The organism is Geobacillus kaustophilus (assembly GCF_000948285.1).
Taxonomy (GTDB): Bacteria; Bacillota; Bacilli; order Bacillales; family Anoxybacillaceae; genus Geobacillus; species Geobacillus thermoleovorans_A.
On sequence record NZ_JYBP01000003.1, the window covers coordinates 598,901 to 618,650 of the forward strand.

A 19,750-nucleotide genomic window follows, 5' to 3' on the forward strand; every position below is an offset into this window, starting at 1 on the left:
ATGGAACTGTTTCAATATATGGAAAAATATAATTATGAACAAGTGTTGTTTTGCCAAGATAAAGAATCCGGCTTGAAAGCGATCATCGCCATTCACGATACGACGCTCGGCCCGGCGTTAGGCGGGACGCGCATGTGGATGTACAATTCGGAAGAAGAGGCGCTTGAAGACGCCTTGCGCCTCGCCCGCGGCATGACGTACAAAAACGCGGCCGCCGGCCTCAACTTAGGCGGTGGCAAAACGGTCATCATCGGCGATCCGCGCAAAGATAAAAACGAGGCGATGTTCCGCGCGTTCGGCCGGTTCATTCAAGGGCTGAACGGCCGCTACATCACGGCGGAAGACGTCGGTACGACTGTTGCCGATATGGACATCATCTATCAAGAAACGGACTATGTCACCGGCATTTCGCCGGAATTCGGCTCATCCGGCAACCCGTCGCCGGCCACGGCTTACGGCGTATATCGCGGGATGAAAGCGGCGGCGAAGGAAGCGTTTGGCAGCGATTCGCTCGAAGGAAAAGTCGTCGCCGTCCAAGGGGTTGGCAATGTCGCCTACCATTTATGCCGCCATTTGCATGAAGAAGGAGCGAAACTCATCGTTACCGACATCAACAAGGAAGCGGTGGCGCGGGCGGTCGAGGAATTTGGCGCGAAAGCGGTCGACCCGAACGACATTTACGGCGTGGAGTGCGACATTTTCGCTCCGTGCGCGCTAGGCGGCATCATCAACGACCAAACGATTCCGCAGCTGAAAGCAAAAGTGATCGCCGGCTCGGCGAACAACCAGCTGAAAGAGCCGCGCCATGGCGACATGATCCATGAAATGGGCATCGTCTATGCACCGGATTATGTGATCAACGCCGGCGGCGTCATCAACGTCGCGGACGAGCTTTACGGCTACAACCGCGAACGGGCGATGAAAAAAATCGAGCAAATTTATGACAACATCGAAAAAGTGTTCGCGATCGCCAAGCGCGACAACATTCCAACGTATGTGGCCGCTGACCGGATGGCCGAAGAACGAATTGAAACGATGCGCAAAGCGCGCAGCCAATTTTTGCAAAACGGCCATCATATTTTAAGCCGCCGCCGCGCCCGCTAATAGAGGCGAGGGGCGGCCTTCCGCCCCGCCGGCGGATGATGGAGGGACAGCAACGATGGAAGAGCAGAAGTTTCGCATTTTAACGATCAATCCAGGATCGACTTCAACGAAAATTGGCGTCTTTGAAAACGAACGGCCATTGCTCGAAAAAACGATCCGCCATGAGGCGGATGTGCTTCGGCAATATAAAACAATCGCGGACCAGTATGAGTTCCGCAAGCAAACGATTTTGCAAGCACTGGATGAAGAAGGGATCAATTTATCGAAATTGAGCGCCGTCTGCGGCCGCGGGGGGCTCCTCCGCCCGATCGAAGGCGGGACGTACCGCGTCAATGAGACGATGCTTGAAGATTTGCGGCGCGGATATTCCGGCCAGCACGCGTCCAACCTCGGCGGCATTTTGGCGCATGAAATCGCCTCGGCCTTAAACATTCCGGCCTTCATCGTCGATCCGGTCGTCGTCGATGAGCTCGACCCGATCGCCCGGATCAGCGGCTTTCCACTGATCGAACGGCGCAGCATTTTCCACGCCTTAAACCAAAAAGCGGTCGCGCGCCGCGTCGCCAAACAGCTTGGCAAGCGGTATGACGAATTGAACTTGATCGTCGCCCATATGGGCGGCGGCATCACGGTTGGCGCCCATAAGCAAGGAAGGGTCGTTGATGTCAACAACGGGCTTGACGGCGAAGGCCCGTTCAGCCCGGAGCGCGCCGGGACGGTGCCGGCCGGCGACTTGGTGGCGTTATGCTACTCCGGCGATTATTATCGCGAGGAAGTGATGCGCATGCTTGTCGGCCAAGGGGGGCTTGTCGGCTACCTTGGCACGAACGATGCGGTGAAAGTCGAAAAAATGATCGAAGCCGGCGATGAAAAGGCCAAGCTCGTGTATGAGGCGATGGCGTACCAAGTGGCGAAAGAAATCGGTGCGGCAAGCGCCGTGCTTTCCGGCAAAGTTGACGCCATCATTTTGACCGGCGGACTGGCGTACGGCAAATCGTTTGTCGAACAGATCACCCGCCGCGTCCAATGGATCGCTGATGTCATCGTCCATCCGGGCGAAAACGAACTGCAGGCGCTCGCCGAAGGCGCGCTTCGCGTCCTGCGCGGCGAAGAAGAGGAAAAAGTGTATCCAGGCGAGGCCGTTTCGCCGGTTCCAGCCCGGCGCTGATGCGGCAACGGACAGAAAGGAGAAGGCAAGATGGCAAAAGAATATGATGTCGTCATTCTAGGCGGAGGAACGGGCGGCTATGTCGCCGCCATTCGCGCCTCGCAGCTCGGGTTGAAAACGGCCGTTGTGGAAAAAGGGAAGCTTGGCGGCACGTGCCTGCACGCGGGCTGCATTCCGTCCAAAGCGCTGCTTCGCAGTGCAGAAGTGTACGCGCAAACGAAAAACGGCGAGGCGTTTGGTGTCATCGCCGACGGCGTGCGCCTCGATTTTGCCAAAGTGCAGGCGCGCAAAGCGGCCATCGTCGAGCAGCTCCATAAAGGCGTTCAACATTTGATGAAAAAAGGGAAAATCGATGTGTACGCTGGCACCGGCCGCCTGCTCGGCCCATCGATTTTCTCGCCGCTTTCGGGGACGGTGTCGGTCGAAATGAACGACGGCAGCGAAAACGAAATGCTTGTGCCGAAATTTGTCGTCATCGCCACCGGCTCGCGGCCGCGCACGCTGCCAGGGCTCGAGCCGGACGGCGAATTTGTGATGACGTCCGATGAAGCGCTGCAAATGGAGACGCTCCCATCGTCCATCTTGATCGTCGGCGGCGGGGTGATCGGCATGGAATGGGCGTCGATGCTGAACGATTTCGGCGTGGATGTCACCGTGCTTGAGTATGCTGACCGCATTTTGCCGACAGAAGATGAAGACGTGTCAAAAGAAATGGAAAAATTGCTCCGCCGCCGCGGCGTCAACATCGTCACGGGAGCGCGGGTGCTGCCGGAGACGCTCGAGAAAGGAAACGGCGTCACGATCCAAGCGGAGCATCAAGGCGAGCGGAAAACGTTTGCCGCCGACAAGATGCTCGTTTCCGTCGGGCGGCAGGCGAACATCGAAGGAATCGGCCTCGAAAACACCGACATTGTCGTGGAAAAAGGCTACATTCAAACAAACGAATTCGGTCAAACGAAAGAATCGCACATTTACGCGATCGGCGATGTCATCGGCGGCTTGCAGCTTGCCCATGTCGCCGCCCATGAAGGGATTGTCGCCATTGAGCATTTAGCCGGGTGCAACCCGGCGCCGATTGATTATACGATGGTGCCACGGTGCATTTACACCCGGCCGGAGGCGGCGGCAGTCGGCTTGACGGAGCAGGAAGCAAAAGCGAAAGGCTATGACGTCAAAGTCGGCAAGTTTCCGTTTAAAGCCATTGGCAAGGCGCTGGTATTCGGCGAAGCGGAAGGGTTTGTGAAAATCGTCGCCGACCGGAACACGGACGATCTGCTCGGCGTCCATATGGTCGGGCCGCACGTGACCGATTTGATTTCCGAAGCCGGGCTCGCCCGCGTGCTCGATGCGGCTACTTGGGAAGTCGCCCATGCCATTCATCCGCACCCGACGCTGTCGGAGGCCGTGGCGGAAGCGGCGCTGGCGGTCGACGGCAAAGCGATTCATTTTTAGCTTATGGAGCATCCGCTCGGCGCGCGATCATTGGTTGACTATGTGAATCTAAGGGAGGTTGTTGCGATGGCGCAAAACCGTCATCAGGCGCTCGGATTAAGCGATGACACGGTGTTGGAAATGTATGAAACGATGCTTCTCGCCCGCAAGCTCGATGAGCGTATGTGGCTGTTAAACCGCGCGGGGAAAATTCCGTTCGTCATCTCGTGCCAAGGGCAGGAGGCAGCGCAAGTCGGCGCGGCGTTCGCCCTTGACCGGACGAAAGACTATGTGCTGCCGTATTACCGCGATGTGGGCGTTGTTCTGACGTTTGGCATGACGCCGAGAGAATTGATGCTGGCGGCGTTCGCCAAGGCGGAAGACCCGAACTCCGGCGGCCGGCAAATGCCCGGGCACTTCGGGAAAAAGAAAAACCGGATCGTCACCGGTTCATCGCCTGTGACGACGCAAGTGCCGCATGCGGTCGGCTTCGCGTTGGCGGCGAAAATGGAAAAGAAAGATTTTGTCGCCTTCGTCACGTTCGGCGAAGGGTCGTCAAACCAAGGCGATTTCCACGAAGGGGCGAACTTCGCCGGCGTTCACAAGCTTCCGGTCATCTTCATGTGCGAAAACAACAAGTACGCCATTTCTGTGCCGATTTCGAAACAACTCGCATGCGAAAAGGTGTCCGACCGCGCCATCGGCTACGGCATGCCGGGCTATACGGTCGACGGAACCGATCCGCTTGAAGTGTACCGCGTTGTGAAAGAAGCGGCCGACCGCGCCCGCCGCGGCGAAGGGCCGACGCTCATTGAAGCGGTGACATACCGCTTGACGTCGCACTCGTCGGACGACGACCACCGCGTCTACCGGACGGAAGAAGAGCTCGCTGAAGCGCGCGCCAAAGACCCGATCGTATCGTTTGCCAACTATTTGAAAGAAACCGGCGTCTTGACCGATGAACGAGAGAAAGAAATTCAAGAACGCGTCATGAAGGAAGTGAACGAAGCGACCGACTATGCCGAGAAGGCGCCGTACGCCGAACCGGAGCACGCGCTTCGTTACGTGTATGCCGAGGAGTAAGGGGGAATCGACGATGCCTGTTATTTCCTATATTGATGCGGTCACGATGGCGATTCGCGAAGAAATGGAGCGCGACCCGCGCGTGTTTGTGTTAGGAGAAGACGTCGGCAAAAAAGGCGGGGTGTTCAAAGCGACACAAGGGTTATACGAACAGTTCGGCGAAGAGCGCGTGATTGATACGCCGCTTTCGGAATCGGCGATCGTCGGCGTCGGCATCGGCGCGGCGATGTACGGCTTGCGCCCGATTGCTGAGATTCAGTTTGCCGACTTCATTATGCCGGCGGTCAACCAAATTATTTCCGAAGCGGCCCGCATCCGCTACCGCTCGAACAACGACTGGAACTGCCCGATCGTTATTCGCGCCCCGTACGGCGGCGGCGTGCATGGCGCCCTGTATCACTCGCAGTCGGTCGAAGCGATTTTCGCCAATCAGCCGGGGCTGAAAATCGTCATGCCATCGACGCCGTACGATGTGAAAGGGCTTCTGAAAGCGGCGATTCGCGACGAAGACCCGGTTCTCTTTTTCGAGCATAAACGCGCCTACCGCCTCATTAAAGGGGAAGTGCCGGCGGACGACTACGTGCTTCCGATCGGCAAGGCGGACGTCAAGCGTGAAGGCGATGACATCACAGTCATCACGTACGGGCTGTGCGTCCATTTTGCCTTGCAGGCGGCCGAGCGCGTCGCCCAAGACGGCATTTCCGTTCACCTGTTGGATTTGCGCACCGTCTATCCGCTCGACAAAGAAGCGATCATCGAAGCGGCGAGCAAAACGGGGAAAGTGCTGCTCATCACGGAAGACAATAAAGAAGGCAGCGTCATGAGCGAAGTAGCGGCCATTATTGCTGAGCATTGCCTGTTTGAGCTCGACGCGCCGATTATGCGCTTGGCCGGTCCGGACGTCCCGGCGATGCCGTATGCGCCGACGATGGAAAAGTTCTTTATGGTCAATCCGGAAAAAGTCGAAAAAGCGATGCGTGAACTCGCGGCGTTTTAAGGCGAAGACATTGCAGCAAAGATAGGAGGGTATCGATGTGGCCATCGAACAATTGACGATGCCTCAGCTTGGGGAGAGCGTCACCGAAGGCACCATCAGCAAATGGCTCGTCTCCCCGGGCGACAAAGTGAACAAATACGATCCGGTCGCCGAAGTCATCACCGATAAAGTGAGCGCGGAGATTCCGTCGTCGTTTGCCGGCGTCATCCGCGAGCTGATCGCCAAAGAAGGAGAAACGCTCCCGGTCGGCGCGCCGATTTGCACGATCGAAGTGGAAGGCGAAGCGGCCGCGCCGGAAGCGAAGCCGGCGGAGGAAGCGTCGAAAGCGGAAGACAACGCCCCGCCGGCCGCTCCGAAAAAGGCCGACCGGGCGAACAACGGCCGCTACTCGCCGGCCGTGCTCCGCCTCGCCCAAGAACACGGCATTGACCTTGAACAAGTGAAAGGCACTGGTCTCGGCGGACGGGTGACGCGCAAAGATTTGCTGAAGCTCATTGAGTCCGGGCAAATTCCGAAAGCAGGAGCGGCACCGGCGGCGGAACAAGCGGCGCCGAAAGCTGAACCGAAAACGGAACAACCGGCCCCGGCCGCCGCGCAAGTGGAACCAGCTGCTCCGGTCACGGCGCCGATCAAACCAGCGGCGCCAACGATCGAAGCTGGAGCGGGCGACATCGAAATTCCGGTCACCCCGGTGCGCAAAGCGATCGCGGCGAACATGCTCCGCAGCAAACACGAAGCGCCGCACGCGTGGACGATGGTCGAAGTGGACGTCACCGACCTTGTCGCCTACCGCGACGCGATCAAAGACGAGTTCAAGCGGCGCGAAGGCTTCAATTTGACGTATTTCGCCTTCTTCGTCAAGGCGGTCGCCCAAGCGCTGAAGGAATTCCCGCAGCTGAACTCGGTGTGGGCCGGCGATAAAATCATCCAGCGCAAAGACATCAACATCTCGATCGCCGTTGCCACGGATGACGCTTTGTTCGTTCCGGTCATCAAGCACGCCGATGAGAAAACGATCAAAGGCATCGCCCGCGAAATCGCTGAACTGGCGGCGAAAACGCGCGCCGGCAAACTCCGTCCGGAAGACATGCAAGGCGGCACGTTCACCGTCAACAACACCGGCGCGTTCGGCTCGGTGCAGTCGATGGGCATTATCAACTATCCGCAAGCGGCCATTTTGCAAGTGGAAACGATCGTCAAACGCCCGGTTGTCAAAAACGGCATGATCGCCATCCGCGACATGGTCAACTTATGCTTGTCGCTTGACCACCGCGTCTTGGACGGCTTAATTTGCGGCCGCTTCCTCGCCCGCGTCAAAGCGATTTTGGAAAACATGAACAAAGACAATACGCCGATTTATTAACGGTTCGCCCCATCGCCATTGGTTGGCGGTGGGGTTTTTATATGGCGCGATTTCAAACTTCTTTCACAAATGTGAGGTATAATGAGGACAGAAACGAACGTGCGAAGGAGAAATACTGGATGAATCGAGTGAGTATGTGGATGTTGTTATGTTGGCTCTTGCTGCTAAGCGGCTGCGTGAAAACATCGTTTCCCCCGATCGCTGATTCGCTTTCGGTCATCATCAGCCTCGATGTCAAAGCGGAAACGGTCACGTTTTTGAACGCGAACAACGGCGAAAAGGTCGCTCGCTGGCACATCAACGAACCGTTTCAAGGCGGGGCGTTGAGCCCAGACGGACGGACGCTTCTTTTGTACGGCCGGAATCTTGACCGTGTCTACCGGTACGACCTTACAACCGGGAAGCCGCTTAGGGAGTGGAAAACGGGAAGCGGCATCGTAAGCGCGGTTCCATCTCCAAATGGACGCACATGGTTTTTCGGCGACAGCGTGCACAACGCGGTGCGCGTCACGGGCCGCGACGGGAAGGAAATCGCTCGTCTGTCGGTTGGCCAGTCTCCGATGACGATGCTTGTCAACCGCGCTGGAACGCGGCTGTATGCCATCGATTTTCAAGACGAACGCGCGTCGGTCATCGACGCAGCCCGCCGCCGCGTCATCCATTCGTTTGCCGTGCCGAAGTTCGCCCTAGGCGGATTGGTGCGCGAGCGGCAAGGGGAGCTGTGGGTCGGCGGACACGGAAGCGGAAGCAAGGTAGAGAGCAATATCCACATCTACTCGCTTGAGGACGGCCGTTTGCTCCGGACGCTTGCCGCGCCAGTCATGCCAGTCGATTTTGCCGAAACGAACCGCGGCGTGTTTGTGCTAAGCCACGGCTCCAACACAGTCTATCAATTTTCTCCAGACGGAAAGAAGCTCGCTTCGGCGTCTGTCGGCGCCAATCCGTTTGCCATCGAGGCGGCAGGAGGCCGTTTGTATATCGCCAGCTATGACAGCGATGAAATCATCGTGGTCGACGAAGCGACGATGCGTCCGCTTGCCCGTTGGAAAACAGGGGATGGCCCGCTGCAGTTGCTCATTCGGGAGGGACGGTAAATGGACAAGCGAACGGTGTTGATTGTTGATGATGAAGAAGAGATGCGCCTGTTGGTTGGCATGTATTTGGAAAACGCGGGCTTCCGCTGCTTGGAAGCAGGAGACGGGGACGAGGCGTTGGCGATTCTTGCGCAACAGCCGGTTGATGCAGTTCTATTGGACGTCATGATGCCAAAGCAGGACGGATTCGCTGTCTGCGCACGCATTCGCGAGCAGTCGGACGTGCCGATTTTGTTTTTGACGGCACTGGGGGAAGAATGGGATAAAGTGAAAGGATTGAAGCTTGGCGGCGACGATTACATCGTCAAGCCGTTCAGCCCGGGGGAGCTCATCGCTCGTCTTGAGGCGGTGCTGCGCCGGGCGCGGCGCAGCCGCGAACAGAATGGCCGGCTGCAATTCGGGGAACTCGCCATCGATGAAAAAGGCCGGACGGTGGCCGTTGGCGGCGATCCCGTGAGGCTGACGTTGAAAGAGTTTGAGCTCTTGCTGTTTTTGGCGAAGCACCGTGGTCAAGTGTTCAGCCGCGACGACTTGCTCGTCAAGGTGTGGGGGTACGACTATACCGGAAACGCCCGCACGGTCGATACGCATGTGAAAACGCTGCGCATGAAGCTGAAAGACGCCGGCCGTCATATCCAAACCGTATGGGGCATCGGCTACAAGTTTGAGGGATGAACATGAGGAGGCTTCGGTTAGGACAGAAAATATGGCTGTCAATCGGCGCAGCGGTCGTGGTGACGCTGGCGTTTTCCTTTGGCCTTTTGAATTATTTTTACCGGGCGGTGTACATGAAAGAAGTGGAACAAACGTTGATTGCGGAAGGGACGAGCCTCGCCCGCGACTATCGCGGCGGGGCGGTGACGGAGGTGTACCGCCGCCAAATTGAATGGTATGACGAAAAATCGACGGCCACCATCTTGTTGATCGACAACCCGCGCGAACTGAGCGCCTGCTTTCCGTTTCCGATTCACTATGACGCGCTCGTGAGCGGCCGCGACCGGGAAACGCTGTTAGCCGGGAAGCCCGTCGTCAAAACGGGATACGAAAAGAGGTTCGGCCGCCGGGTGATGGCGGTCGTCGTTCCGCTTTTGGACGGCAAACGGCTTGAAGGAGCGATTTACTTGTATTTGCCGTTAGCCGATGTGCAAGAAGCGACGAAGCGGGCGGCGACCGCGTTTTGGCCGCTTGCGGCCATGTTCGCCGGCGCGCTTTTGTTCGCCGGACGGCGGATGGTGCGGCAGATGACCGAGCCGCTGCAAGCGATGGAACAAGCGGCAGAACGCATGGCGGATGGCCGCTATGAGGCGGCCATCCCGGTGCGGACCGATGATGAAATCGGCCGTCTGGCGAAGGCGTTCAACCAAATGGCGGACGCCATCGCCAAAGAAGACGAGCGGAAGCGTGAGTTTTTGGCCAATGTCTCACACGAGCTGCGCACCCCGTTAAGCTATATGAAAGGGTACAGCGAAGCGCTCCTGGCCGGCCTCGCGAAAACGAAGGAAGAAGAAAAGGCGTATCTTCGCCTCATCCACCGCGAAACGGAACGGATGGAGCGGCTTGTCCACGATTTGTTGGATTTGGCGCGCCTTGAAGGGCAAGGCGTGCCGCTCGAGCGCGCGCCGGTAGCGTTCGCCCAAGTGATCGAAGATGTCATCGCCACGTACGAGCCCATCGCGGCGCAAAAGCGAATCCAACTGTCATGCGAGTTGGACTATGATGTCATCGTCAACGGCGACGCCGACCGGCTTGAACAAGTCGTGCGCAACTTGCTTGACAACGCCATCCGCTACACCCCGGAAGGCGGCGCGGTGACGGTTCGGCTTTCCCGCCTGTCGGAAGCAGAAGGCGAGCTTGTCATCCAAGATACGGGAAAAGGCATTCCGAAAGACCAGCTGCCGTTTCTCGGCCAGCGCTTTTTCCGCGTCGACCGCGCGCGTACCCGCAAAGAAGGCGGCACCGGCTTGGGGCTGGCGATCGTCAAACAAATCGTCGCCCTTCATGACGGTGTGATCCAGTTCGACAGCGACCTTGGACGCGGGACGACTGTATCGGTCCGCTTGCCGCTCGTTCGGGAAGAGGAATAAACATCGTTCAAGACGCAGGAATTCACGGTGTATAATTAATTAAAAATAGGAGGTAGGTGGAGTATATGGGTGCACCAGAAAAGGAACAGGCCCTTATGACCTACAAAGAGTACGCAACATGGCCGGAAGGAAAACGGTGCGAGGTGTTGGACGGGAACATCATCAGCTTGGCGCCATCGCCGACGCCGGAACATCAATGGATTTCGCTCCAGCTTTCGATCGAATTTGGGATGCATCTCAGAGGAAAGGATTGTCGCGTGTTGACCGCCCCGATCGATGTGTACCTTTTCGAAGATCATCGAAAGGGATGGGTGGATGAAAACGTCCGAAACTGGGTATGCCCCGATCTTGTCGTCATCTGCGACAAAAACAAAATTCAAAAAAATCGCATTGTCGGGGCTCCGGATTTGGTCATCGAGATCTTGTCCCCCGCCACGGCCAAAATCGACCGGATGGACAAACGGATCGCGTACGAGCGGGCCGGGGTGAAGGAATATTGGATCGTTGACCCGGCGAATCAAGTGGTGGAAGTGTATTTACGTGAGAAAACAGGATCGTTGGAACTTCGCGGAGTGTACAACCGGGATGACGCCGTTTCCGTTCATGTATTGAAGGATTTCGTGATCGATTTGCAAAACATTTTCCAAAATGAATAAATGGCAGTTGAGATTTTCGCTAAGCGGCGATTTGGGAGGGGGACGAGGGAGCATTGTCCAAGAGAGTATGTAACAACGCCCCCTTCCTTTCATCGTATCGTCGCACGGCGGAAGAAGGAGGGCGCTTTCCGTCATTCTATAACATGCTCATCATTAAAAAGTTAACCGTATACGTTTGTCAAAGGAGATCCAGACGGGCAAACACAATTCAAAAAGCAAATGGATCTGATAAACAATGCCTGGAATCATCATAGTCAAACATTTGCGTGAAAAGAAAGGCAACCGTTCGTGTGCCTATGAAATTCGGTGTTTTTTCTAGGATCCGCATCGCGAAATCCTTGATATAACAGCATTTTGGACATTTTCATTTGCCTAAAATGGCCTTAAAACTGTCGAACTCGGGTTTGACCAGTGCGGAATGCAAGAGGCAAAAGAAAAAAGCCGCCCGCAGGCAGGACGGCTTTTGGCGTTCCGGACGCAAATGGCTTTGCCATCTATCGGTCTGTCGCTCCGAGATGTTTTTTCAGGGCTTCTTGGAGGATTTGTAAATAGTTGACATGGTGTTGTTTCGCCAAGTCATCGAGCCATTTCGGGATCGTTAATGTTTTTTTGACTGCTTTGTTTTCCATTTCATGACGAAAAGGTGGCATCCATACCTCGATAAACACGATAACTTAATTGTTTCCTGTTTGAATTTCTGATACTTTTGAAGGTTGAGGAATCTCTTCATTTTCCTGTTCCAAGCCGTATAAGTGTAATGCCATCACTTCTTTTGCCATTTGAAACGCTTCTTCTTCGGTGTTTCCGCATGGTAAAGCAGCCAGGAAGATCCGGAAACTCAACAGATATTCCATCATCCGCATAATCGAAAATCGCTGGGTAAATGTAACTTTCCTTATTTTTAAAAACAACAATAATCAACGGCATTCCTGTTACTGTGTTCCTGCGAACGGCTTTTGTTTTTTCCGAAAAAAGCAGCGCCTCTGGCAATCTGTTTTTTTGTTCATTGCCCAAACGCGGCCGATGTACTACAATAAACATAGAAACCGTTTTTTCCCACAAGAAGCGTTATCAGCTCTTCGTTCCGAGCAAGACGGGCTCGAAAGGGAAAGGTGCGGCTTGAAAAGAAAGCGGCTTCTTATGTCAGGAAGGCAAAGGGGGATCGGGATGAGCGATGTCGCGAAGATGAAGGAAGCGGCGTTTCCGGCTCCGACGGTGGAGGAGTGGGAGCGGGAAGCGGAAAAGTCGCTGAAAGGCAAGCCGCTCGAGCGGCTTGTATCGATGACGTACGAAAACATTGCGGTGAAACCGCTCTATACGCGCCGAGACTTGGAGGTGCTTGGTCCGCTTGAGCAATACCCGGGCTTTGGCCAGTATGTGCGCGGGGCGCGGCCGGAAGGGTATCGGGGCGGGCCGTGGAAAGTGAGCCAGGAGATTTCAGCGGCGAGCCCGTCCGAATGGAACGAGGCGGTCAAGCATGATTTGCAAAGAGGGCAGACGGAAATTCATCTCGCTCTTGGGCGGCTGCCGTTTGCCGTCGAGTCGGTCGATGTTCTCGCGGCGATGTTTGATGGCGTGCCGCTCGATCGCGATTCGCTCCGTGTGGACGCCGGGGCGCGGTCGCTTCCGTTTTTGGCGCTGCTTGTTGCTTATTTGCAGGAGAAGGGACTCTCTCTTTCGGCCGTGCGGGGCGCGATCGGCATGGATCCGCTCGGGGCGTGGGCGGAACAGGGGGTGCTCTCGTGTTCGCTTGAGCGGCTGTATGATGAAATGGTGGAAGTGACGAAGTGGGCGAAGGAACAGATGCCCGCCGTCCGCACGATTTTGGTGCGCGGCGAGCCGTACCATAACGGCGGGGCGAACGCCGTGCAGGAGCTGGCGTTCGCGTTGGCGACCGCGGTCGAGTATATCCGCGCTGGGCTGGATCGAGGCTTGACGGTCGATGACATCGCGACGCGGATGCAAGCGTCGTTTGCAGTTGGGGCTGATTTCTTTATGGAAATCGCGAAGCTGCGGGCGGCGCGGCGGTTGTTGGCCCAAGTGATCGAAGCGTTTGGCGGCGGTGAATCAGCAAGGCGGATCGAGCTGCATGTGCGCACGTCGCGCTTTACGAAAACGGTGTACGACCCGTATGTGAACATGCTTCGGGCGGCGGCGGAAGCGTTTGCGGCCGTTGTCGGCGGCGCTGATGGCGTGCATGTGTCGCCGTTTGACGAGGCGATCGGACTCCCTGATGAGTTTTCGCGGCGCATCGCCCGCAACACGCAGCTCATTTTGCTTGAGGAGGCGCATGTGGCGAACGTCATCGATCCGGCGGGCGGCTCGTATTATGTGGAAACGTTGACCGCTAAGCTCGCTGAAGAAGCGTGGAAGCTGTTCCAGCGCGTGGAGGAACAAGGCGGCATGATAAAGGCGCTCGAAGACGGCTTCGTGCAGTCGGAAGTGGAAGCGGTCGCCAAGCGGCGGCTGGATCGTGTCAAGACGCGGAAGGAAAAAATCGTCGGCACGAACGTGTACGCGAACTTAGAAGAAACGCCGATCCAAAAGCCGACGCAAGCCGCGGCGAAAGAGTTGCCGCCGTTGGATGAAAAGGGGGTGGCGGACATTCGAGGTGCGCTCGCGGGCGGGACGTGGATGGAAGCGGCGATTGGCGCGGCCCGTCGTCGAGCAACCGCTCGGGAGATCGCAGCGGCGCTCGCTGACGGAAACTCGTCGGTCCGCATTGCGCCGATTCGCGCATGGCGCTTGGCTGAGCCATTTGAGCAGCTGCGCAAGGCGGCCGAGGAGCATGCGGAGCGCACCGGAAGCCGGCTTTCTGTTCACTTGATCAATATCGGGCCGCTTGTCCGCCATCAGGCGCGCGCTGATTTCATCGCCGGATTGTTTGCGGCCGGCGGGGTGGCGGCCGAGCGGAGCGGCGGCTTCGCATCGGTCGAGGAAGCACTCGAATGGGTGCAAAGCACGGACGGGACGCATTATATCGTTTGCGGCGCCGATGATGATTATCCGTCGTTCGTTCCGGAGTTGGCGAAAGCGTTCAAGCAGGCAAAGCCGATGGCGAAGCTGTATGTGGCCGGAAAACCGACGGAAGAGCTCGCGAAAACGTACGCGGACGCGGGGGTGGACGGCGCGATTCATCTCGGTTCGAACGCGTACGATGTGATCGTGGCGTTTCTAACGGAAAGAGGGGTGGCGCTTGATGGCGAAGTACGTTGATTTTACAAAAATGACGCTTTCCGCCGCAACGGCCGATGTTGATGAACGGAAGTGGAAAGAAGCGGTCAAAGAGCGAGTGCAAGAGTCGATCGATGAGCTCTTGTTTCAGACGAACGAACACATTGCGGTGAAGCCGCTTTATACAAAGGAAGACATCGATGGGCTTGATTTTCTCGATTACTTGCCCGGCTTGCCGCCGTATTTGCGCGGGCCGTACCCGACGATGTACGTCGTGCGGCCGTGGACGATCCGCCAATACGCCGGCTTTTCGACCGCCGAGGAGAGCAACGCGTTTTACCGGCGCAACTTGGCGATGGGGCAAAAAGGGTTGTCGGTTGCGTTTGATTTGGCGACGCACCGCGGTTATGACTCCGACCATCCGCGCGTTGTCGGCGACGTCGGCAAAGCAGGGGTGGCCATCGACTCGGTGCTTGATATGAAAATTTTATTTGACGGCATCCCGCTCGACCAAATGTCGGTGTCGATGACGATGAACGGGGCGGTGCTGCCGATCATGGCGTTTTACATCGTCACGGCCGAGGAGCAGGGAGTGACGCAGGACAAACTGTCCGGCACGATCCAAAACGATATTTTGAAAGAGTATATGGTGCGCAACACGTACATTTATCCGCCGGAGATGTCGATGCGCATCATCGCCGACATTTTCGCCTATACGGCCAAATACATGCCGAAATTCAACAGCATCAGCATTTCCGGCTACCATATGCAAGAAGCTGGGGCGCCGGCCGATTTGGAGCTGGCGTACACGCTCGCTGACGGACTTGAGTACGTGCGCACCGGTTTGAAAGCGGGCATTGACATCGACTCGTTCGCGCCGCGGCTGTCGTTTTTCTGGGCGATCGGCATGAACTACTTTATGGAAGTGGCGAAACTGCGGGCGGCGCGTCTCATGTGGGCGAAAATGATGAAAACGTTCCATCCGAAAAATCCGAAATCACTCGCTCTAAGAACGCATTCGCAAACGTCAGGCTGGAGCTTGACCGAGCAAGATCCGTTCAACAACGTCGTGCGCACGCTCATCGAGGCGCACGCGGCGGCGATGGGGCATACGCAGTCGCTCCATACGAACGCCTTGGATGAAGCGATCGCCTTGCCGACTGACTTCTCAGCGCGCATCGCCCGCAATACGCAGCTGTACTTGCAGGAAGAAACGGGCATTTGCCGGACGATCGACCCGTGGGCCGGTTCGTATTACGTCGAGACGTTGACGAACGAATTGATGAAGCGGGCGTGGGCGCATATCGAAGAAATCGAAAGCCTTGGCGGGATGGCGAAAGCCATTGAAACGGGCATCCCGAAAATGCGCATCGAAGAAGCGGCGGCCCGCCGCCAAGCGCGCATCGACTCGGGGGCGGAAACGATCATCGGCGTCAACAAATACCGTCCGGAAAAGGAAGAGCCGATCGACATTTTGGAAGTCGACAACACCGCCGTGCGCCAGCGGCAAATCGAGCGGCTGAACGAGCTGAGGGCAACGCGCGACAACGAGCAAGTCGAAGCGGCGCTTGACGCCATCACGAAAGCGGCGGAAACGGGCGAAGGGAACTTGCTTGAGTTGGCCGTCCAAGCGGCGCGCGTCCGGGCGACGCTCGGGGAAATTTCGTACGCGATCGAAAAAGTGGCGAAGCGCCATCGCGCTGCCATCCGCTCGATCAGCGGCGTGTACAGCTCGGAATACAAAAACGAAGCGCAGCTGGAACGGGTGAAGCGGCGGGTGGAGCAGTTCGCGGAACTTGAAGGGCGGCGCCCGCGCATCTTGATCGCGAAAATGGGGCAGGACGGCCATGACCGCGGGGCGAAAGTGATCGCGACAGCGTTTGCCGATTTAGGGTTTGACGTCGACATCGGCCCGCTCTTCCAAACGCCGGAAGAAACGGCGCGCCAGGCGGTTGAAAACGACGTGCATGCGATTGGCATCAGCTCGCTCGCTGGCGGGCATAAGACGCTCGTGCCGCAGCTTGTTTCCGAGCTGGAAAAACTCGGGCGTAGCGACATTCTCGTCATCGTCGGCGGCGTCATCCCGCCGCAAGACTACGCCTTCTTGTATGAACACGGCGCCGCTGCCATCTTTGGGCCAGGCACGGTGATCCCGGAAGCGGCGGAAAAAGTGCTCGATGAAATTTACGCCCGGCTCGGCTATGAGGACGTGAGCGAATGAGCGGCGAAGAGAAACGGCAAGGACAGGACGCTCTCCTGTCGGAACCGGCGGACGGCAAGCCGCGGCGTCCGGAATGGGCGGATGGCGAAAGCGCGTCGTCGTACGTGCAAGCCGCGCGCCCACCGGCGCCAAAGCGGGTCGTGAGACGGAAAGAGCGGTCGGTCGAAGAATACGTCCAAGGAGTGCTCACCGGTGACCGCACGATATTGGCGCAGGCGATTACGCTTGTCGAAAGCAATGCTGCTCGTCATATCGATTTGGCTCAACAAGTGTTAAATGAACTGCTTCCGCATGTCGGCCGCTCGATCCGCATCGGCATCACCGGCGTGCCGGGGGCGGGAAAAAGCACGTTCATTGAAGCGTTTGGCACGTTTTTATGCGAGCAAGGGCATCGCGTCGCCGTCTTGGCCGTCGACCCGACGAGTTCGTTGACCGGCGGCAGCATCCTCGGCGACAAAACGCGGATGGAGACGCTTGCCCGCCATCCACATGCGTTTATCCGCCCGTCGCCATCTGGCGGGGCGCTTGGCGGCGTGCACCGGAAAACGCGTGAGACGATGATGTTGTGTGAGGCAGCTGGCTATGACATCATTTTGGTTGAGACGGTCGGCGTCGGGCAAAGTGAGTTTGTCGTTCGCGGGATGGTCGACTTTTTCCTCCTCTTGGCGTTAACCGGCGCCGGCGACGAGCTGCAAGGGATGAAGCGCGGCATCATGGAGCTGGTGGACGCCATCGTCATCAACAAGGCGGACGGCGATAATAAAGAAAAAGCGCGGGCGGCGCAAAAAGAATACAACCAATTTCTCCATTACCTCCGCCCGGCCACGTCCGGCTGGGAGACGAAAGCGTACACGTGCTCGGCGCTTTTGGGCGAAGGAATCGCCGACATGTGGCGCGTCATCCAAACGTTCGTTGAGACGACGAAGCGATCCGGCGTCTTTTTCGACCGCCGCCGCCAACAGCAAAAAGACTGGATGCACGCCATGATCAAAGAATATGTAGAAACGCGCTTTTTCGCCGACCCGATCGTGAAAGAAAAGCTCCCGATGCTTGAGAACAGCGTCATTTCCGGCGCCAAGCCGGTCACCGCCGCCGTCCGCGAGCTGATCGAAGCGTATGAACGGAGGATCGACGATCAAATATGATATGATAAACGTAAATCAGAGGAGGTGTCACAATGTTTCAATTCCAATTTCCGCTCTATAACGACATCGTCGAACAAGCGCGGCGTGAAGCGGTCGAAGCCGGATTTGAAGAGCTGCGCACGCCGGAAGATGTCGATGCGGCATTCCGCCGTCCGGGCACGACGCTTGTCCTCATCAACTCCGTGTGCGGCTGCGCCGGCGGCATCGCCCGTCCGGCAGCAGCCCACGCCGTCCATTACGACAAGCGGCCGGACCATTTAGTGACGGTGTTTGCCGGCCAAGACAAAGAAGCAACGGCCCGCGCGCGCGACTATTTTGTCGGCGAGCCGCCATCCTCGCCGTCGTTCGCCTTGTTAAAAGACGGGAAATTGTGCGCCATGCTGCACCGCCACGACATCGAAGGGCACGAGCCGGTCGCCGTCGTGCAAAAGCTGCAAGCGTTGTTTGATGAATACTGTGAAGAAGTGTGAAAGGAAAACCCGAAGCTGGAGAGGGAGCTTCGGGTTTTTGCATGACCATTATTGTTTGTGATAATATGTGTTTTAAGGAGATTGGATAAAGGCAAACAGGCAGCGCATATGGTATAATGATTCAGATAACTATTCACCCCGATGCTAGTGTGTAAAGTAGCCCAGCAGAAATAGGGCATTTCTGTCATAGAAAATGCCCTACGTAGCGGAAAGAACACGATCTATCGTTTCGCCTGTCAACAGAAGACACAACGAGTCCCACACGTTTTTTTCGTGCTTGGTGAGTGTGGAAACGATGCTCCTTGCGATGCAAAACGACTGCGCGAACGTTTCCTGACGAAATGTACCCGAGATGTTCTCTTTGACTTTGACCATGCGAAGATCCCGTTCGGCTTGGTTGTTGTCAAAGGGAACGTGGGCTTCACGCAAAAAGCGCAGCGCTTCTTCCTTTCGTTTTTGAAGTCGCCGAACGAAGGAGAGCGCTTTTTTCGGCAACGGTGTCATCCCTTCCAACTGATGGTTGGCTTTCTCGAGTATGCGATCATACACGTGCTCCCAACGTTTCGCTTCTTCTTCAGGAAGAAAGCCACCATGTTGTTCGACCACTTGTTTGGCATTTAATAGAAACGTGGTCATCCGTTTTGCCCATGTATGCCCTTGTTCGATGAATCCTTTCAAGTCACGTAAATGATGGGCATGACAAAGGGCATGTGTGGCTTCGGTGTATCTCGGGTATGTACCGAATGCATCATGCATCATCGTTCCTTTATATCGTGGAAGAATCCCGATTTCATCGGTTGCTTTCTTTCCACGAGAAGCGTGAGGAGCTAAGTACGTATATGCGGATGTACAGGCGACATGAACCCAGGCCTGTTTGCCATCGATCCGCAAGCTCGTTTCATCGACATGCAAGATGTCCGATTGAAGCAATGCTTCCTCGATGATGTCCATGTTTGGTTCGAGTGCTTCGCGACCTCGTTTGACCATATTGACAAGTGTTCCTGTGCTGATCGGATGTTGATATAGCTCTTCCATCATGTCACGTAAACGTTGATATGGAATCATTTGTATGTTGTATAAATACACGACAAGCGCCGTGATCCGTGGACCATATTGCACATGATTGGTGACGTGTGATGGGAACTCGGCTTGTTGCACGCATCGGCAATGTGGACATGATTTCACTTCGCGTTCATGTTGTGTCACTTCCATCGTCACGGGAGGCAGATCAAACACTTGACGGACATCGACTTTGAACGGTTTTACGTCACGCAAAGAAGACCCGCATCCTTGACACGTATGTACGCGATGGACGACACGATGATGTGGATGTTCCACTTGACGGAGCGTCGTTCCCTCATGTCCCTCCCGTCCGCCAGGCTTTTTGCCAGACGGCTCGCGGGAGGAACGCTTTTTCTCAAAACGGTCAGAAGATGGGGGCAGATGGCTATTAGAGCTGTTTTTTTTCGTGCGTGCTTCCAGCTCTTGAACGCGATACTTCAGTTGTTCATTTTCTTTGCGTAGCTGTTTGTTTTCTTGACGCAAATGTTCATTTTCTTGAATGAGTTGATGAATGAGCTGTTTTTGTTGTTGGACTTTGCTGATTAAGCTTTCAACCGTAAATACAGCTTGTTGTACCGTCAACATGCGATTCACCTCCTTGTCTATCAATATTCACATCATAGACAGGAAAACCAAAAAATATTCAGCTCACTTTATGAGGTGGCTGAATAGTTACTGATTCAGTAAGTTTCTCTTGT

Annotated in this window: 15 protein-coding genes and 1 pseudogene; 14 read left to right on the plus strand and 2 right to left on the minus strand. The window is 56.3% G+C overall.

All coding sequences use genetic code 11. From position 1 onward, the window contains the following. From LG52_RS03520 to LG52_RS03565, 10 genes are all read left to right on the plus strand, one after another. A complete protein-coding gene (locus tag LG52_RS03520; protein WP_044730885.1) occupies positions 1 to 1,104 on the plus strand; it encodes a leucine dehydrogenase in 1,104 nt (367 codons plus the stop codon). Between the two features lie 55 nt (positions 1,105 to 1,159). After that, positions 1,160 to 2,272 carry a butyrate kinase gene (buk, locus tag LG52_RS03525; RefSeq protein WP_044730886.1) on the plus strand — a complete coding sequence of 371 codons (1,113 nt, stop codon included), beginning with the start codon at positions 1,160 to 1,162 and terminating at the stop codon, positions 2,270 to 2,272. Between the two features lie 30 nt (positions 2,273 to 2,302). Further along, positions 2,303 to 3,724 carry a dihydrolipoyl dehydrogenase gene (gene lpdA / locus LG52_RS03530; RefSeq protein ID WP_044730887.1) on the plus strand — a complete coding sequence of 474 codons (1,422 nt, stop codon included), beginning with the start codon at positions 2,303 to 2,305 and terminating at the stop codon, positions 3,722 to 3,724. A 66-nt stretch (positions 3,725 to 3,790) separates the two neighbouring features. Further along, a complete protein-coding gene (locus tag LG52_RS03535) occupies positions 3,791 to 4,786 on the plus strand; it encodes a thiamine pyrophosphate-dependent dehydrogenase E1 component subunit alpha (protein ID WP_044730888.1) in 996 nt (331 codons plus the stop codon). A gap of 13 nt (positions 4,787 to 4,799) precedes the next feature. Continuing rightward, positions 4,800 to 5,783 (plus strand): alpha-ketoacid dehydrogenase subunit beta, encoded by a 984-nt coding sequence (locus LG52_RS03540; RefSeq protein WP_044730889.1) that lies wholly within the window; start codon positions 4,800 to 4,802, stop codon positions 5,781 to 5,783. 37 nt (positions 5,784 to 5,820) lie between these two features. Further along, entirely contained in the window at positions 5,821 to 7,146 is a 1,326-nt protein-coding gene (locus tag LG52_RS03545; RefSeq protein ID WP_044730890.1) for a dihydrolipoamide acetyltransferase family protein, read from the plus strand. A 119-nt stretch (positions 7,147 to 7,265) separates the two neighbouring features. After that, a complete protein-coding gene (locus tag LG52_RS03550) occupies positions 7,266 to 8,240 on the plus strand; it encodes a YncE family protein (protein ID WP_044730891.1) in 975 nt (324 codons plus the stop codon). Further along, complete coding sequence (locus tag LG52_RS03555; protein WP_044730892.1) at positions 8,241 to 8,915, plus strand: response regulator transcription factor; 675 nt, start codon at positions 8,241 to 8,243, stop codon at positions 8,913 to 8,915. Between the two features lie 2 nt (positions 8,916 to 8,917). Continuing rightward, positions 8,918 to 10,324 carry a sensor histidine kinase gene (locus tag LG52_RS03560; RefSeq protein WP_044730893.1) on the plus strand — a complete coding sequence of 469 codons (1,407 nt, stop codon included), beginning with the start codon at positions 8,918 to 8,920 and terminating at the stop codon, positions 10,322 to 10,324. 65 nt (positions 10,325 to 10,389) lie between these two features. Then, positions 10,390 to 10,980, plus strand: a complete 591-nt coding sequence (locus LG52_RS03565; protein WP_044730894.1) for a Uma2 family endonuclease — start codon at positions 10,390 to 10,392, stop codon at positions 10,978 to 10,980. 494 nt (positions 10,981 to 11,474) lie between these two features. Here the strand turns inward: LG52_RS03565 and LG52_RS20455 are convergent. After that, positions 11,475 to 11,907 (minus strand): annotated as a pseudogene (locus LG52_RS20455) (type II toxin-antitoxin system HicB family antitoxin). A gap of 240 nt (positions 11,908 to 12,147) precedes the next feature. Here LG52_RS20455 and LG52_RS03575 point away from each other — a divergent pair. Genes LG52_RS03575 through LG52_RS03590 form a run of 4 tightly spaced genes read left to right on the plus strand, consistent with a single transcriptional unit; the run spans position 12,148 to position 17,990 of the window. Next, the gene (locus LG52_RS03575) at positions 12,148 to 14,196 is read left to right on the plus strand and encodes a methylmalonyl-CoA mutase family protein (RefSeq protein WP_044730895.1); all 2,049 of its coding nucleotides are present in this window, start codon (positions 12,148 to 12,150) and stop codon (positions 14,194 to 14,196) included. Beyond that, entirely contained in the window at positions 14,180 to 16,375 is a 2,196-nt protein-coding gene (scpA, locus tag LG52_RS03580) for a methylmalonyl-CoA mutase (RefSeq protein ID WP_044730896.1), read from the plus strand. Before LG52_RS03575 ends, scpA begins: the two co-directional genes overlap by 17 nt. Beyond that, positions 16,372 to 17,520, plus strand: coding sequence for a methylmalonyl Co-A mutase-associated GTPase MeaB (gene meaB, locus LG52_RS03585; RefSeq protein ID WP_044730897.1), 1,149 nt, complete (start codon positions 16,372 to 16,374; stop codon positions 17,518 to 17,520). The genes scpA and meaB overlap by 4 nt, the downstream gene beginning before the upstream one ends. 32 nt (positions 17,521 to 17,552) lie before the next feature. Continuing rightward, a complete protein-coding gene (locus tag LG52_RS03590) occupies positions 17,553 to 17,990 on the plus strand; it encodes a BrxA/BrxB family bacilliredoxin (RefSeq protein WP_044730898.1) in 438 nt (145 codons plus the stop codon). Positions 17,991 to 18,188: 198 nt separating this feature from the next. Here LG52_RS03590 and tnpC read toward each other — a convergent pair whose 3' ends face one another. Next, the gene (gene tnpC, locus LG52_RS03595; RefSeq protein ID WP_044730899.1) at positions 18,189 to 19,637 is read right to left on the minus strand and encodes an IS66 family transposase; all 1,449 of its coding nucleotides are present in this window, start codon (positions 19,635 to 19,637) and stop codon (positions 18,189 to 18,191) included. Between the last annotated feature and the right edge of the window lie 113 nt (positions 19,638 to 19,750).

Coding starts and splice junctions, on each gene's coding strand:
- buk (WP_044730886.1), top strand. CDS start 1,160: ATGGAAGAGCAGAAGTTTCGCATTTTAACGATCAATCCAGGATCGACT.
- LG52_RS03565 (WP_044730894.1), top strand. CDS start 10,390: ATGGGTGCACCAGAAAAGGAACAGGCCCTTATGACCTACAAAGAGTAC.
- scpA (WP_044730896.1), top strand. CDS start 14,180: ATGGCGAAGTACGTTGATTTTACAAAAATGACGCTTTCCGCCGCAACG.
- LG52_RS03550 (WP_044730891.1), top strand. CDS start 7,266: ATGAATCGAGTGAGTATGTGGATGTTGTTATGTTGGCTCTTGCTGCTA.
- meaB (WP_044730897.1), top strand. CDS start 16,372: ATGAGCGGCGAAGAGAAACGGCAAGGACAGGACGCTCTCCTGTCGGAA.
- LG52_RS03560 (WP_044730893.1), top strand. CDS start 8,918: ATGAGGAGGCTTCGGTTAGGACAGAAAATATGGCTGTCAATCGGCGCA.
- LG52_RS03555 (WP_044730892.1), top strand. CDS start 8,241: ATGGACAAGCGAACGGTGTTGATTGTTGATGATGAAGAAGAGATGCGC.
- lpdA (WP_044730887.1), top strand. CDS start 2,303: ATGGCAAAAGAATATGATGTCGTCATTCTAGGCGGAGGAACGGGCGGC.
- LG52_RS03520 (WP_044730885.1), top strand. CDS start 1: ATGGAACTGTTTCAATATATGGAAAAATATAATTATGAACAAGTGTTG.
- tnpC (WP_044730899.1), bottom strand. CDS start 19,637: ATGTTGACGGTACAACAAGCTGTATTTACGGTTGAAAGCTTAATCAGC.
- LG52_RS03575 (WP_044730895.1), top strand. CDS start 12,148: ATGAGCGATGTCGCGAAGATGAAGGAAGCGGCGTTTCCGGCTCCGACG.
- LG52_RS03535 (WP_044730888.1), top strand. CDS start 3,791: ATGGCGCAAAACCGTCATCAGGCGCTCGGATTAAGCGATGACACGGTG.
- LG52_RS03590 (WP_044730898.1), top strand. CDS start 17,553: ATGTTTCAATTCCAATTTCCGCTCTATAACGACATCGTCGAACAAGCG.
- LG52_RS03540 (WP_044730889.1), top strand. CDS start 4,800: ATGCCTGTTATTTCCTATATTGATGCGGTCACGATGGCGATTCGCGAA.